The sequence below is a fragment of the Vagococcus sp. genome (assembly GCF_036639995.1).
Lineage (GTDB): Bacteria > Bacillota > Bacilli > Lactobacillales > Vagococcaceae > Vagococcus.
The window spans coordinates 63709-78409 of the sequence record NZ_JAVWHO010000001.1 but is presented as its reverse complement, the minus strand read 5'-3'; the positions used below and the strand labels follow the sequence as shown (position 1 = coordinate 78409).

Here is a 14701-nt window from a genome sequence, read left to right as displayed (position 1 = left end):
TTGTCGAGATATTTTCTCTGGTATCAAGTAATAAGATTCATTCCCCTCAAAATGACTAGCTAGTTGACGTCCAATTTCAGAAGTTGGATTGACCAGGAAAGTTAAATGATGTTTCCCTTTACCACAAAACTCATGTCTCACTTGTTTGTTCACTATAATTGCCGAAGTATTTATTTCATGATTCTCAATGTCAATCATCAACGTACCACTTAAACTAATAAAAAATTGATACATCCAATGAGTATGAGAGGATGCCTCTATTCTATCTGTTACTGCTCCTATGTTTTCATTCCATAAAAAAATATCGTTCATTTTCATCACCTATTGGTAGTATACGTTGTTTTATCTAAAAAAGACTATAAAAAACATTTGTTTTAAGTCTGTTCATTTTATATACTTAAATAAAATACACTGGAGGACTTATTATGATTCATAAAATAGCTATTTTAGCAGATGTTCATGGAAATGAATCTGCTCTAAAAGCAGTACTTACAGACAGTGAAAGAGAACATGTTACTGACTACTGGTTTCTTGGTGACTTACTCATGCCTGGTCCTGGAACAAAAGCCCTTTTTGAACTAATTAATTCTTATCATTTTTCTGTTTTTCTACGTGGTAATTGGGAAGATTGTTATCTGGCAGGTGTTAATAATCAAATCGATGTGAATGATCCAGGTGATATTTATATTGCTAAGCTCGCTCATTACGTTGAAAAACAATTAACTCAAAAAGAGCAAAAGTTAATTGAAGAACTACCTTTGAGCTGTGTTAAAGAAGTGAATGGCTTAAAAATTGGACTTTCCCATAATTTACCTACTAAAAATTTTGGTCCCTTTTTAGCACCCGCTCAACCTCAAGAAAATTTTGATCAATTATTTAATGATAATTTCGATATTGCTGTTTATGCTCACATTCATCATCAAACTATGCGGTATAGTACTAACGACCAATTGATTATTAATCCTGGATCTATTGGTCAACCATTCACCAGTTGGCCTAAGCTACACGATGATTTAAGAGCACAATATGCTATTTTAGAAATAGATGATCTAGGTAGAATTCAAGTTAATTTTAAACGAGTTAGTTATGACATTGAACAGGAAATCGTCCTAGCTTACAAACAAAACTTGCCCTATTTCGAACTATATGAAGAACTTTTAAGAGAAGGAACCACTCACACTCATGACATAGAGTTACTTAGTCAGTTAAATATTAAATATAGTTACTTAGAAGATGTAAAAAAATGGTATAAAAAATAATTAATCAGTGGAGAGAATAGCTCAATTTAGCTATCTCTCCACTGATTAATTTTCGTAAAAAGAAATGATTGTCTTTAATTCTTCTAAGTAACATTGCTTTAATTTTTCAGGATATTCAATCGTGACATGTTTTCCTAAAGAAACCAAATATTGAACTAGAAACGGTAAATGCTCATCATTATACGCTCCTACAATGTAAGAAATACCATCTTCTATTTTTAGCGACATGTTTGGGTAGTTTCTCTTTAAAAACAATTCTTTTCCATATGGTGTCAGACGGCATTTAAAAGAAATATCATGAAATTTTGTTTCGTAGTCATTCAAAAAGATAGACATTTCATCCTCATCATACGTTTTAAACACCTTGTCTGATAGGGCAATTTTTTCCATATAATCACATCGAAAAACACCCCATTTTTTTTTAGCAACATTATACCCATTACAAAACCAAATGCCCTGACGATAAAACAAATCAAATAATTGGATATAAATAACTTCCTCTTCAAATTGTGTATAAGTTATTTTCAATATCTTCCTATCTAAAATAGCTTCTAATAAATATGCTAAGCTCTTAACTTCATTGATTGGAGAAACATTATGATAACTAACAACACTTAGTATATTTTCTATTTTTTGTTTTTGTAACTCTGGTAGTGTTTCAAACATCTTTTCTTTTATTCGCTTGTACGAATGATCAAAAGGAGTTGATGAAACAAGAGTCAGCGCTTTTAAAGCAAAAAATATAGCTTGAATTTCAGTTTCATTAAAATAAATTGGTGTTAATAAATGTTGTTTAAGCAATTGATATTTCCCGCTACGACCATATTCAGTATATAAAGCAAGGCCCATACTTTCAAGCTCTTGAACGTCTCTTAAAGCTGTTCGTTTGGAAATTTGAAATTCATCCATCAAATCCTTTAATTGAAATGTTTTCTTATCTTTTAAAAAAATTAATTCTTGATTTAATCGTTCTGCTTTTTTCATAAAGATAACTCTTTCTTTAGGTGACGTAAATTGGCACCTTTTTTAGTTATAGTTATCATATCAAAAGAAAGAGGTAATTGTATATGAAAACATTAATCATTAATTCACACCCAGACTTTACAAATAAAAATAGCTTTTCAGTAGCATTCCAAGAAATATTTATTCAGCACTTTAAAGGAGTGTTTCCAACTCAAGAACCAACAATTCTAAATTTATATGATAACCAAATTCCTGCTATAAAAAAAGACGAATTACTCACTATTTGGGAAAAGCAACAAACTAAAGCGATTCTGACACCTGAGGAAAAATATATTGAAACCCTATCGAATACTCTTCTTGAACAATTCAAAGAACATCACCGAATTGTAATTGTCACACCACTTCACAATTTTAATGTTGAATCTCGTTTGAAAGACTATTTAGATAACATTCTAATTGCTAAAGAAACTTTTAAATACACAGAAGATGGCTCAGTTGGCCTAATGACTGATGATTACAAGGTGCTTATGATTCAAGCAAGTGGTTCAATTTATACCAATAAAGATAGATATACTTCTCTAGATATTAGTCATTTATTTATTAAAGGAATTTTTCAGGAAATTATGGGATTTGACGATTTTTATAAAATACGATTACAAGGAACAGCTATTTTAAATTCCGAAGATATCATTGAAAAAGGAATTAATGATTTAGAAGAAGTGTTTCCTCTTTTTTATAGTTAACAGAACTCTGAAAACGTTTTACTTACAACCTTAATTATATTAGACTATTATTAGTTGACCTAAAAATTTTTAAGGAGATAATTTATTTATGATAAAAATAAAAAATGGAACAACAGAAAATTTAGATGAATTAATTGAATTATTTGATCAATATCGCCAATTTTACAAGCAGAATTCAGATAAAAAACAAGCGAAATCTTTTCTATTTGAAAGACTTAATAATCAAGATTCTATGATTTACATTGCCTATCTAAATGATAAGCCTGTTGGATTCACCCAACTTTTCCCTTCTTTTTCATCTGTTAGTATGGAAAAAATGTGGATTTTAAATGACTTGTATATCGCACCATCTGCTCGAAAAAAAGGAATCGCTGATGAGTTGATGAAAACTGCTATTAATTTCTCAAAAGAAACTAACTCTAAAGGTTTGCGACTTGAAACAAGTTCAGACAATTATCCAGCACAACAACTTTATGAAAAAATTGGCTTTAAAAGAGAAACTGAGTATTTCTATTTTTATTCAACTAGATAAAAAAGCTACCTACTGAGAAAGAGTAATCTATTTACTCCAAACAGTAGGTAATTTTTTTACAATTTACCAAATCAAAACTGCAATACCTTTAATAATGGCTCTCAATTTTTTATTAACATTAAAACGTTACAGTCTTATCCGCCCATTCCACCATTTCAACACAATCAACCATTGTTGAAATAGGACATGCAGTTTGATCTTCTAACTTTCTAGAAATCAGACATGTTCCACATGCTAATAATTCTCCATCTCCCATTTTAAACTTCTCAAGTTGATCGACTACATCGTATTGTTCATCTACTATACTTTCAATTTCAACAGCTTCACCCATTAAAAATAATTTTACCTCATGATTTAATTTTAACGCTGTTACACCAAATCTAACTGCATTCCAAGCTTTTTCATGTTCTTTTGTTTCTAAAATAATGGCTAATTTCATTTTTTATTTCTCCTTTGTCCTTCTATTTAAAAGTAATTCTTACTTTGATAATTACTTGTGATTAAACAAACTATCTCTACCTCCAATATACATCATTAACTTATTTAAACAATAAAAAAAAGACACTTTTTCGTGTCTTCTAATGTAAAATTTTTTTAGTTAAAACTATTTAATTTCTTCAGTTGTTTTCTCAAGATATTTCTCATAAAGATTCTCTAAAAATAAAACTTCTGTTGTATATTGATAAGGTAAAACATAAAAACTTGCTAAGCCAAATGTTAAGCCACTAACTAAATTCCAGAAGAAAAATGAGTATCTTAGAATTAAAAACTCCAACTTGTACCCCTTCATAATTTGACGGCTTAAATTAATCGCATCACTTGCTGATAATTCTGGTTCTTTTTCCAGTAAAATATTCGTCATGCCGTATGATGCTTGCTTCACTATTCCAGGAATAATAAAGAGTAAGCTCCAAAAGAATATATAGATATTCATTAAAACATTTGCTTTTAGAACACGATTTTTTTGTGCTTTCACCAAGTACTCAAATATTTTAACCCCATTAGCTTCTTTTCCTTTTAACGAATAGATTGCCATCCACTGAAGGACAGCATTAAATAATACCACAATCAAAAATAACCCTACTACTGCTACTACCCAAATAATAAACCAAAATAATCTAGAGAAACCACTAACTGTCGAATACCCATAATAATACGAAGCATAGTCAACATAAGACATTTTTCCAGTTGCTATCATTGAAATAAATGTTATCACTACCACTGCAACTAAATACCAAATAATACTCTTTAACCATTCTCCGTAACGTCCGGATAGTTTCTTTTGTGCTTCAAACTTTAAGTCCGTTCTTGAAACATCTAAACCTTCAGCCGTCTCCAAATTCAATTCAAATGGTTCATCCTTTTGAATTTTATCAAAGGAGGTCTTCATCTTCTCAGAAAAACTTTCTTTCTCATCATTTAGAACATTATACCCACATTTTCCGCAAAACTTTGTCTCAGGTTTTAACTCATTGCCACAATTTGGGCAAAATTTCATTTCACTCATTTTTTTCTCCTTTTATATTACCGCAATCCAGTATCCTAATACGAAAGCAACAATTGCCCCTATGGCTAAAATAACTAACCATTTTTTATCTTTCTTTGGTTGTTCTGACACTTGATACATCTCTTGTTGTAAAACAACTGAGTCATTTTGAACAATCGAACTTCTTTCTTTTCCTTTTAATGAATACCCACACTTTCCACAAAAATCAAATGAATCATCATAAAGTGATTGACATCTAGGGCATTTTTTTATCATTGAATTTTCTGTTTCACTGATTGGAAAATCTTCATTTTCTTTTAACTCTTGACCACAATCAATACAAAATAATTGATCATCTTCATTTTCTTTGCCACATGTTGCACACTTCAAAACATCTCCCCCTTATCACTACTTCTGAGTATACGTTTTTCCTGTTAAGTCTTCAAGAACTACTCCATTTGTATCAGAAACTAATCGGTACATGAAAGGTTGTGGCCCTGGCCCAGCACTTCTTGCACCGTATATTTGCTCAAACTGCTCTATATCCCACGCAATGTTATAAACACCTTGCTCATCTTTTCCGATAGATGATAGTGGATAGTCTTTATTATTTACTAAATCATGATAAAATTCATCATCAATTGAGAAGACTGCGTTTCCCTCACCATTTTCAAAATAAGTACCTTTTATTGCGTTGAGTGCTGTTGTTGTTTCCCCATCAAAGTGACTTGTTTGTTTCTCAGGAGTTGAGGCTTCTTTTCCTTCAAGAATTGCCATAAATCCATTCTTCAGATCTGCACTTGCAGTTTCCTTAAAATGAAGATAATTTTTTTCATTTCCTTGATTTTGTTCAGTTATTAAAACAATCGGTTGCCCATCTTTAAATGTGAAAAAGTATAAATGTTTTCCTAAATACGGCTGTGACTCTGCATCTGAGTACACTTCAACCAAATTATATTCTGCATTTCCGTTTCCATCATCTGACCACGAAACGGAAACGGGTTGTTCATTGACTGCCATTTTTACCTTATCATCAAATATATCTTTTGGGAGTTGTAACCCATAAAAATCAACACTTTCCTGAGCCGTATAAGATTTGTACTTTTGTCCCATCGATTCTCCCCAACTTGACATAAAAGATGAAAGTTCTTTACTTTTATTTTCGTTCCATAATGCTTCTTTTTTAGTTTCCTTTTTTTCAGGTATTTTATTTTTTGACTTATTTACTGGTTCTGATATTAATTTTACTTCTTTTTCTGCGTACTCTACTAATTTATTAGAACCATCTTTGACTTTTGTAACACTTAAAAATTTTTCTTTTGCTTCTTTTTCCTTCTTATCCTTTTTTAACTTCAATGCTTCTTGATAAAACTGCAATTGAGTCTGATAAGACTTAGCTAGTTTGTCTTCTTTCTTGTTTTCTAATGCCAGTTCAACAAACCCTTCTGCTTGTTCAAATTTTTTCTCAATAATCGCTTGTTTTGCTTTTTCCATAGCTTGTTCATAACTTGAGTCAGTCTTTTGACAAGCCGCTATTAAAAAAAGACCTAAGAACAAACAGAATACCATTACCAATTTCTTTATTTTTTGCATTTATACCACCTCCAAGTTTAGAATAACATAAAAAAATTTAAAATTGATTATTTATGAGATTCTTCCATAAAAATAGACAATTATTTTTTTTATGAGTCATTATTTTATTTAGCTATTCCAATTTCGAATAGCCACTCTTTTATTTTATTCTGTTTTTATCTTTATTCAATTTAAGTTTGATAACTAGTTCGTGTTATAAAAAAAAGAAAAAGAGTAATTATTTTTTTATCGTTTTGTTCCTTTTAGTAACTTTAAAATATAAAAAAGCAAAAATTGATAAGTTATCCAATTTTTGCTTTTTTATTATTCTTTTTCTTTTATAGTTAATTTTGTAAATTTTTTGGGTACTTTAGATGTAAATTTCATTCTTTTTTTCGTTGTTGGATGAATAAATACTAGTGTTGTTGCATGCAATCCAAGTCTCTTTAATGGATTTGAATGTGCTCCGTACTTTTTATCTCCTACGATTGGATGTCCAATTTCTTCCATATGAACACGGATTTGATTTTTCCGCCCCGTTTCCAAGTTCACTTCCAACATACTATACGTTTGATTTCCACGAACTTTTTTATAGTGAGTAATGGCTTTTTTTCCCCCATTGTTAAATGGACATGAATGAATTTTAAATGTTTTGCTTTCAGTTAACCAAGACGTAATCGTTTTTTGATTTTCTTTAACATTTCCTTCAACAACTGCTGTATAAATTCTTTCAAGCACTAACTCTTTCCAATTTTCTTGTAATATTTTTTTTGTTTTTTCATTCTTTGCAAATAGCATAACACCTGATGTGTCCCTATCTAAACGATGAACAACAAATATTCTATTTTTAGGATTAGTTTGGCGAACATAATTCATTAACTGACTATAGACTGTTACCTCAGGTCCTTTATCAGTGGCAACAGACAGAAGACCAGCATCTTTTTCAATCACCAAAACATCAGCATCTTCATGAATAATCTGAAGACCAACTAAAGCATTTTCTTTCATTGCTGCTTTATTATCTTGAATAATTATCTCTGTTCCTTCAATTAGTGGATGATTATGTTTTGTTACTACTTTACCATTAATACTAACCTGTCCCCTTGTTAAAATTGACTTAACAGAATTACGACTTAACCCTTTTAATGTTTCCAATAAGAAAGGCAACAATTCAATTTCTTTTTCTACAATATACTTAGATGCTCTTGAGTCACTTTTTGATAAATTCGTATTATTTTTTTTATTTTTCATTCATTGAGGCCCTTTTCTTTAATTTATTCTCAGCTTTACTTTAACATGTTTTAACGAAAAAACAAAAAACATTTACAATTAACTTAACTTTTTTGCTAAGTACTCGTAAATGTTTTAACTAATAAATTCCATTAATTTTTTGAAAAAAGGAGCATTCACTAATTTTCTTTTGATATTTCTAAAAAAAGGTGAAACTCTTTTGTTAATCTCTTTAAATACTGTTTTAAACCCAGTACTAATTCCTGAACCAATTTTTTGACATGTCACTGAACCAATCGTCAAAAGACCTTTTATTTTTTCGGAAATTTCAACACTTCTCTCACTTTTTTGTTTTGTTGAATCTCTTCTTTCATCTAAATAAATCAAATTACTCGGCGTTGCAACTGGAACAAGTTCTGAATGACTATCTTGTTCTTTCTCATCAATATCGATTACACAAAGGTCATAATTTTCGTCTTTAATAAATCCATATTCCTTAAAGAGTTTAAGAATCGTCTCTTCCATATGACGATACCAGTTTTCAGAAGCAAAAAAAGGATCTCTTTCTAAAAACGCAGGTCCTTCATATTTAATTTTACCACTACGGTCGCGTTGAAACGTTCCTTCTTCAAATCTAAGTTCTGCATTTTTAGCATGAGGTTTTGCCTGTCTATTAGTTTTTTTATCATACCAAAAATCTCGTGTATAAATCCGTGGCGTTCTTCCTACATTTTTCTTTCGCTCACTATATAACAAGTGAAAATTCGCTTCTTTTTGATTCCAGCGAATAACATACTCGTAATCTCTATTTTCTCCAATACCTCTTTCAGCTAGTGAATCACATAATTTTTTAAGCTGCATAAGATCATTTAAGGCTTCCTCAGGTAATTGAACAATTAATTCTCGCCCTGAAGCATGAGTGCTTTCTTCAAAAAAAGCATACTCTTTCCATTCATATTTCATTGCTTTAGCATGAAGAAGTACCACTTCATTTTTGGTTGGTTTATCCAGAATGTCAGAACGTTCTTGAATGTCTTGTAATTCAATATTTAAAAAATCTCCAATCATCTGTTAAACCCTCCTTTTTTAACTAAAATACAATTTAATGTGAAATCTCCATCTTTCATTATACATTAGATAAGTAAAAAAAGAAGGTGAAAATGCCAAAAAAGATAACAAAACGATGTTTTATTATCTTTTTATCATTAATTAGTTGTTATAAATTAATTATCAAAAACATGGAAACGTTATCTGTGCGTAATCATGTATAAAAAATATTTATTTAAACATGACGTAAAGGATAAAACTGTCATCATTGGATGCCATAGCCTCAATATCCAATTCGCCTGTCTCTATATCAGGTGATGATGTGATAGCTTCTTCACCAAATCCCCAAACACCAAGTGCGTATTTTCTTTTTTTACCTATTTCATAGCCGTCAGGATTAAATCCTATACTCGTACCACCTGATGTTTTTGATTTCATCATATACTCAGTACTTGTTTGAATTCCCTCATTTGATTCAATCGCTACCATTAAATTATTTTCAAATCCTTCTTTGTTAAACATTCCCCATTGAATCCTACCTGATATTTTTTCTTTTGTACCCGATTCAGCTGAAACACTTAAAAGCTCTTTCTTCTCTTTTAATTTATCTTTTTGGTAATGCTCGATTAAAACAATTGCTTTATTTTCATTCGCATTAAAATCAACCATTCCTTGTTCTTTTAATAATAAGGAATCTTGTTTATTGTTAATCTGTATTCTATTTTGAGGAACTTTTGATAACTTGTTTTCTTTTCCATCAAGATATTTAATATAAGAAATAAAACCAAGTGACACAACAACAAAAGTAATCAATACACTGATAGTAATAAGTTGGATACTTTTCTTAGTCATATTTTTTATTCCTTTCTAGTTTGTTCCTATTTTTTTATTACCTAACACCTTCTGAATTAATATATCCTTGCCAATTGCCTTTATCATCATATAGAGAATAATAAGTTGAGCCATTTACATGATAATACTTAGCTCTGGCAGTGAATGTTTTCCCAACTAATTTATTACTGTCTTGACATTTTTTCCAAGAAAAATTCTGCCATAACTGATAGTTTTTCTTAATAAGCTTAACTTTGCGACCATCAGCAATATAAGCCCCTTGTTTGCCATTTCCTGCTTTAGTTCCTTTTTCATTAATATAACCATACCACTTACCATTATTATCGTATAAAGATAAGTAAGTTGAACCATTTGAATGATTATATTTCCCTCTTGCTTGATACGTTTTATTTGCTAAATTAGCTCCTGAATCACGATATTTCCAACCAAAATTTGACCAAGAATTATAATTTTTATTAGTCAGTGTCACATATCGACCGTCCTTAATATAAGCTCCTTGTTGACCACTACCTACTTTTACAGCCTTTTCATTTACATAACCGTACCATGTTCCCTTATTATCATAAAGTGATAAATAAGTTGACCCATTTTGATGGTTGTATTTTCCTCTTGCTTGGAATGTTTTATTTTGTAAACTTGAGCCAGAAAGACGATATTTCCAACCAAAATTAGAATAAGTATTATAATTTTTATTTGAGTATGTAACGTAGCGACCGTCTTTAATGTAATTACCTTCAGGTTTCATCTCTTCCTTAACTGGTTTTAACGGACCATAAGCTCCAGCTTCACTATGAATTTCTGTATCAGTTGCGGTATAACCCTTTGAATCAAGTTTAACAACCTTTGTTTCTTTTGAAGTCACGTACTTATCTGCCACTTCTCCATGACCAAAACCAAAAACTAATTCTACTTTAAGTTTTAAATAATAAGGTCCTGTCGGTTTTTGATCTAAACGAGTAAATCTTGCAACTTTTTGACCTGCTGGATACTCTACTCCATCTGTTGACACTAGGTCTTGATTCGTCACTCCCCATTCAATTCTCGCACTGTCACCTAAATTTTTAGCCGCATAAACAACATTTTTTTCTCCATTTAAATGGCCTGTGGTTAAACTAACTCCCATACATACAAGAACTAAACTTAATACTAACAAACTAATTTTTTTCATAAACTATTCTCCTTTTATATATCAAAAAATAACATACAATTACATTATAACTGATAAAAGAATATGAATGTGTTCGATTTTTGTAATAAATTCGTTATTCAAGAGTCATTCTCGTACAATGTTACATAGAGAATGATATAATAATAACAGAATGGAGGAATTCAAATGACTGATAAATCCAGTATTTTCAGTATGCTTAAATTTTTATTTTCAAAGATTACCCATGAAAGAAAAATGCTCGCTGTCAGTTTTACTTTTTTACTCGGAATTTCCTTTTTTGAATTTAAAATTCCACAGTTAACACAACAAATGATTGATGTCTCCATTCCTAAAAAATCTTTTTCTGACATTGGTATGAACGTGGGAATGATTTTAATCTTTGCTTTTTGTTTAAGTTTTCTAACTTACTATTCAAATATTATTATGAGCCGAATTAGTCAACATATGATTGCTAATCTAAGAAATGAACTCTATACCCACGTATTAGAACAAGATTTTGTTTACTTTGAAAATTCTAAAACTGGTGATTTAATGACTCGTTTAACTGGTGACGTTAAAGCACTTCAAGACCTTATTTCAGCTCAAAGTCTAAAGCTCATATCGAACTTATTCACTTTTGTTTTTATTTATATATTTATGCTCCTTCAAGATACCTTTCTCACGCTATTGATTACATTGACATTTCCTATTCTTTACCTGTTAAACACTTTTTTTAGCCGTCATATCAAAGGCGCTTTTAAAAAGGTTAGAGCCTCAACTTCTGAGATTAATAACCATTTACAAACAAGTTTAACATCCATTTTACTAATTAAAACATTCGTCAACGAGTCCAAAGAGGCTGAAGATTTTAACACACTCAATGTTAAAAATAGAGATAATTTTTTAGAAGCAATGAAATATCAAACCATTTTTTCACCCACAATTGAACTAGTAAACTATCTAGGAATGGCTATTGTTCTCCTTTATTCCGGTTATGCTATCATCCAGGGAAATCAAACGGTTGGTGCAATGGTTGCTTATCTTGCTTATTTAAAAATGTTACAAAATCCTATTCGTTCCTTTACTCAAATGGTAAGCAGATTCCAACAAGCGGTAGTTTCTTATAATCGAATTTTAGATATCTATGCTTTAAATCCACAAGTAGTAGACCAAACGAATCCAATCACATTTACCAATTTAGAAAATAGTATTCAATTTAATCATGTGTCTTTTGATTACGAGCAATCAACTTTAATTTTAGATGACTTTAACTTAACACTTGATAAAGGAAAAATGATTGCCTTAGTTGGCTCTTCTGGATCAGGTAAAACAACTGTTACCAAGCTCTTAACTCGTCTCTATGATGTTACTGATGGTGAGATTATTATTGATGGACATAATATCAAAGAATTTTCTCTTTACTCATTACGAAAAAATATTGGTATTGTCGCTCAAGACATCGAATTAATTGATGGAACGATTCTTGATAATATACTATATGGTTCCACAAATAAAACTGAAAAAGATATACAAAATGCACTTAAAGCCGCCAAATTAGATGTTTTTATTAACTCTTTACCAGAGAAATTAGAAACAGAAATCGGAGAAAGAGGAATCAAACTATCTGGTGGTCAAAAGCAGCGAGTCGCTATTGCAAGAATCTTTTTAAAAAATGCACCGATTCTTATTTTGGATGAAGCTACTGCCTCATTAGATAATGAATCTGAAAAATATATTCAAGAATCCCTTGATAATTTATTAAAAGAACGTACCTCTTTAGTAATTGCTCACAGACTATCAACCATTCAAAAGGCAGATGAAATTGTTGTTTTGGAAAATGGTACTGTTCTTGAAAAAGGTACACATGAAGAACTTCTTAAAATTAATGGACGCTATAAAGAACTTTATGAAGCACAGTTTATGTAAAAAAAGATTAGAAAAATCCAACAACTGGTTTTTTCTAATCTTTTTCTTCTATAGTTAATTCAATCCATGAGTCTTGATCTAGTTTGATTGACCAAAAATCATTTGTATTTTGATAGGCTTCAACAATCACTCGAATAACACCTAGGTGACAGACTACCGCTAAATCACCAGTTGACTTACTTAATATATCTTCAAATCCCGTTAACACTCTTTCTTTAAACTCTGCAAAGCTTTCTGCTCCTGGTGGCGTGTAATCAAATGGCTCATTCAACCATTTCTCCCACTCACTTGGAAACGCTGCTTCTATTTCATCTGCAATGAGTCCTTCCCACTTGCCAAAACCTTTTTCATTCAATCGTATATCAATTTTTTTTACCTCATTAGGAAAAATAATATCCGCAGTCATATTGGCTCGTTTCATTCCACTGACATATAAAGTTTCAATTGATTGTCTGCTAAATTTTTCTTTTAAAGTGTTTGCTTGCTCTATACCTGTTTCATTAATAGGAACATCTAAGCTGCCATAAAAAGCTCTTCTTTTATTCAAATCTGTCTCACCATGGCGAATTAAGTAAATATTTCTCATAATTAAATCACCATTGAAACAAATAACATAAAAATCATTTGACTTAAAGGAGCAGCTGAACCTAGAGTATCTCCATTAAGTCCATCAATTTTTTTATAAACCATGTGTCTATATAATAATATAAAAAGAAAGACAAACCCATATACAATCAACCCGTGATAGCCAAACATAGCATACAAAATAGCTAAACCAACGATTTGAGCAATTATAATATCAACAGTTTTCACTCCTACAAACGTTGTTCCTAGCCCTTGCGGATTACTTCCTGAATAGACCATATGATAAAACATGAGACTAATTCCCATCTTACCAACAACGTTCATAGCAATCACTAAAAAGATACCTGTTTTTAATGTTAAATCTGATGAGACTTCCATAAAAGGAATAACACAGGTTAAGTAGTAAAAAATTAAGATTAACACTCCATTACTTCCCATTCGACTGTCTTTCATGATTTCAAGCATTCGCTCTTTCTTACGAGATGAAAACAATCCATCTGCCATATCGGCAACAGCATCTAAATGAAAACCACCTGTTAAAAGGACATCAACAAATAAGACAATTAACCAAGCTATATTGAAACTAACTAATTGAGATGCAAGAAAAAAAGCTATTGCTTCAATTAATCCCACAAGTAAACCAAAAAAAGTGAATAATTTAATGCCTGATTTCATTCTCTCCATTGGTTTATCAACACCAATTGGAATGGGAATTCTTGTAAAAAATTGGAAATATAATATCAAACTTTTCATTTTTTTATCTCCAATGGAATACCGGCTACAACTAGATACACTTCATCAGACTCTTTGCCTAAATATTGGTTCACTCGACCATAAATATCTCTAAACCATCTCGAAAAAGGATTCTCTGGAACAATGCCTAAGCCAACTTCATTCGTTACAATAATTAAATCTCCTGATAGTTTTCGTGCCGTTTCTATTATTTTATGCCACTCTGTCATTATTTTAGCTTCAATATTATTTTTTTCATCTTCTGTAAAAGCCGCTATTTTTTTATCAATCAACGTGTAATCCTCTCCAAATTGATCAGTCATTAATGAATAAAAATAGTTAATAGAAAGTAACGTTGCACAATCCAAAAGATAGCCTTTAAACTGATTGTTCTCACCTAAAAACTGCCCAATATTTTTAAATCTTTCTTCTGTCACCCAATTTTTAGATCGTTGTTTTTGATGCTTAGCAACACGATCTTTCATCTCTTCATCACCTGGTTGAACAACACTAGTAGCTAAATAACAAACAGAAGGTTCATCTTTCAATAAGCCTTCTGCAAACGTTGATTTACCACTACGAGCGCCACCTGTGACTAAAATTATTTTACCCATTACTTTAACACCC

General features: G+C 30.8%; 17 protein-coding genes. 4 read left to right on the top strand and 13 right to left on the bottom strand.

Features of this window, described 5'->3' with window-relative positions:
* On the bottom strand, nt 1–312 hold a 312-nt coding region (locus RR554_RS00455), incomplete at its 3' end, for a hypothetical protein (RefSeq protein ID WP_332462149.1).
* A gap of 113 nt (nt 313–425) precedes the next feature.
* Between RR554_RS00455 and RR554_RS00450 the strand changes: the two genes are divergently transcribed.
* A complete protein-coding gene (locus tag RR554_RS00450) occupies nt 426–1259 on the top strand; it encodes a metallophosphoesterase family protein (RefSeq protein WP_332467207.1) in 834 nt (277 codons plus the stop codon).
* Nucleotides 1260–1304: 45 nt separating this feature from the next.
* On the opposite strand, the gene RR554_RS00445 is transcribed toward RR554_RS00450, so the two are convergent.
* Nucleotides 1305–2243, bottom strand: coding sequence for a helix-turn-helix transcriptional regulator (locus tag RR554_RS00445; RefSeq protein ID WP_332467206.1), 939 nt, complete (start codon nt 2241–2243; stop codon nt 1305–1307).
* A gap of 83 nt (nt 2244–2326) precedes the next feature.
* Between RR554_RS00445 and RR554_RS00440 the strand changes: the two genes are divergently transcribed.
* Together RR554_RS00440 and RR554_RS00435 are read left to right on the top strand one after the other, a co-directional pair.
* Nucleotides 2327–2965 (top strand): FMN-dependent NADH-azoreductase, encoded by a 639-nt coding sequence (locus tag RR554_RS00440; protein ID WP_332467205.1) that lies wholly within the window; start codon nt 2327–2329, stop codon nt 2963–2965.
* Between the two features lie 88 nt (nt 2966–3053).
* A complete protein-coding gene (locus tag RR554_RS00435; protein WP_332462153.1) occupies nt 3054–3497 on the top strand; it encodes a GNAT family N-acetyltransferase in 444 nt (147 codons plus the stop codon).
* 118 nt (nt 3498–3615) lie between these two features.
* On the opposite strand, the gene RR554_RS00430 is transcribed toward RR554_RS00435, so the two are convergent.
* From RR554_RS00430 to RR554_RS00395, 8 genes are all read right to left on the bottom strand, one after another.
* A complete protein-coding gene (locus RR554_RS00430; protein WP_332462154.1) occupies nt 3616–3936 on the bottom strand; it encodes a DsrE family protein in 321 nt (106 codons plus the stop codon).
* Between the two features lie 165 nt (nt 3937–4101).
* Entirely contained in the window at nt 4102–5004 is a 903-nt protein-coding gene (locus RR554_RS00425) for a DUF975 family protein (RefSeq protein ID WP_332462155.1), read from the bottom strand.
* Between the two features lie 12 nt (nt 5005–5016).
* Nucleotides 5017–5373 (bottom strand): zinc ribbon domain-containing protein, encoded by a 357-nt coding sequence (locus RR554_RS00420; protein WP_332467204.1) that lies wholly within the window; start codon nt 5371–5373, stop codon nt 5017–5019.
* Nucleotides 5374–5391: 18 nt separating this feature from the next.
* On the bottom strand, nt 5392–6576 hold the full coding sequence (locus RR554_RS00415) for a DUF4767 domain-containing protein (RefSeq protein ID WP_332462157.1): 1185 nt from the start codon (nt 6574–6576) through the stop codon (nt 5392–5394).
* A gap of 303 nt (nt 6577–6879) precedes the next feature.
* Nucleotides 6880–7806 (bottom strand): RluA family pseudouridine synthase, encoded by a 927-nt coding sequence (locus RR554_RS00410; RefSeq protein WP_332462158.1) that lies wholly within the window; start codon nt 7804–7806, stop codon nt 6880–6882.
* 114 nt (nt 7807–7920) lie between these two features.
* The gene (locus RR554_RS00405; RefSeq protein WP_332462159.1) at nt 7921–8853 is read right to left on the bottom strand and encodes a hypothetical protein; all 933 of its coding nucleotides are present in this window, start codon (nt 8851–8853) and stop codon (nt 7921–7923) included.
* Nucleotides 8854–9063: 210 nt separating this feature from the next.
* Nucleotides 9064–9684 carry a hypothetical protein gene (locus RR554_RS00400; protein ID WP_332462160.1) on the bottom strand — a complete coding sequence of 207 codons (621 nt, stop codon included), beginning with the start codon at nt 9682–9684 and terminating at the stop codon, nt 9064–9066.
* A gap of 37 nt (nt 9685–9721) precedes the next feature.
* Entirely contained in the window at nt 9722–10852 is a 1131-nt protein-coding gene (locus RR554_RS00395) for a hypothetical protein (protein WP_332467203.1), read from the bottom strand.
* A 165-nt stretch (nt 10853–11017) separates the two neighbouring features.
* Between RR554_RS00395 and RR554_RS00390 the strand changes: the two genes are divergently transcribed.
* Nucleotides 11018–12757 (top strand): ABC transporter ATP-binding protein, encoded by a 1740-nt coding sequence (locus tag RR554_RS00390; protein ID WP_332462162.1) that lies wholly within the window; start codon nt 11018–11020, stop codon nt 12755–12757.
* A gap of 34 nt (nt 12758–12791) precedes the next feature.
* Here the strand turns inward: RR554_RS00390 and RR554_RS00385 are convergent, their stop codons facing one another.
* From RR554_RS00385 to cobU, 3 genes are read right to left on the bottom strand one after another with little or no spacing between them, the layout of a single operon-like run.
* Complete coding sequence (locus tag RR554_RS00385) at nt 12792–13343, bottom strand: histidine phosphatase family protein (protein WP_332467202.1); 552 nt, start codon at nt 13341–13343, stop codon at nt 12792–12794.
* Between the two features lie 2 nt (nt 13344–13345).
* Nucleotides 13346–14095, bottom strand: coding sequence for an adenosylcobinamide-GDP ribazoletransferase (cobS, locus tag RR554_RS00380; RefSeq protein WP_332462164.1), 750 nt, complete (start codon nt 14093–14095; stop codon nt 13346–13348).
* Nucleotides 14092–14688: a bifunctional adenosylcobinamide kinase/adenosylcobinamide-phosphate guanylyltransferase gene (cobU, locus tag RR554_RS00375; RefSeq protein WP_332462165.1), complete on the bottom strand. Its 597-nt coding sequence runs from the start codon at nt 14686–14688 to the stop codon at nt 14092–14094. Before cobU ends, cobS begins: the two co-directional genes overlap by 4 nt.
* Nucleotides 14689–14701 lie beyond the last annotated feature (13 nt).

Coding starts and splice junctions, on each gene's coding strand:
- RR554_RS00405 (WP_332462159.1), bottom strand. CDS start 8,853: ATGATTGGAGATTTTTTAAATATTGAATTACAAGACATTCAAGAACGT.
- cobU (WP_332462165.1), bottom strand. CDS start 14,688: ATGGGTAAAATAATTTTAGTCACAGGTGGCGCTCGTAGTGGTAAATCA.
- cobS (WP_332462164.1), bottom strand. CDS start 14,095: ATGAAAAGTTTGATATTATATTTCCAATTTTTTACAAGAATTCCCATT.
- RR554_RS00395 (WP_332467203.1), bottom strand. CDS start 10,852: ATGAAAAAAATTAGTTTGTTAGTATTAAGTTTAGTTCTTGTATGTATG.
- RR554_RS00385 (WP_332467202.1), bottom strand. CDS start 13,343: ATGAGAAATATTTACTTAATTCGCCATGGTGAGACAGATTTGAATAAA.
- RR554_RS00430 (WP_332462154.1), bottom strand. CDS start 3,936: ATGAAATTAGCCATTATTTTAGAAACAAAAGAACATGAAAAAGCTTGG.
- RR554_RS00415 (WP_332462157.1), bottom strand. CDS start 6,576: ATGCAAAAAATAAAGAAATTGGTAATGGTATTCTGTTTGTTCTTAGGT.
- RR554_RS00400 (WP_332462160.1), bottom strand. CDS start 9,684: ATGACTAAGAAAAGTATCCAACTTATTACTATCAGTGTATTGATTACT.
- RR554_RS00435 (WP_332462153.1), top strand. CDS start 3,054: ATGATAAAAATAAAAAATGGAACAACAGAAAATTTAGATGAATTAATT.
- RR554_RS00390 (WP_332462162.1), top strand. CDS start 11,018: ATGACTGATAAATCCAGTATTTTCAGTATGCTTAAATTTTTATTTTCA.
- RR554_RS00440 (WP_332467205.1), top strand. CDS start 2,327: ATGAAAACATTAATCATTAATTCACACCCAGACTTTACAAATAAAAAT.
- RR554_RS00450 (WP_332467207.1), top strand. CDS start 426: ATGATTCATAAAATAGCTATTTTAGCAGATGTTCATGGAAATGAATCT.
- RR554_RS00410 (WP_332462158.1), bottom strand. CDS start 7,806: ATGAAAAATAAAAAAAATAATACGAATTTATCAAAAAGTGACTCAAGA.
- RR554_RS00445 (WP_332467206.1), bottom strand. CDS start 2,243: ATGAAAAAAGCAGAACGATTAAATCAAGAATTAATTTTTTTAAAAGAT.
- RR554_RS00425 (WP_332462155.1), bottom strand. CDS start 5,004: ATGAGTGAAATGAAATTTTGCCCAAATTGTGGCAATGAGTTAAAACCT.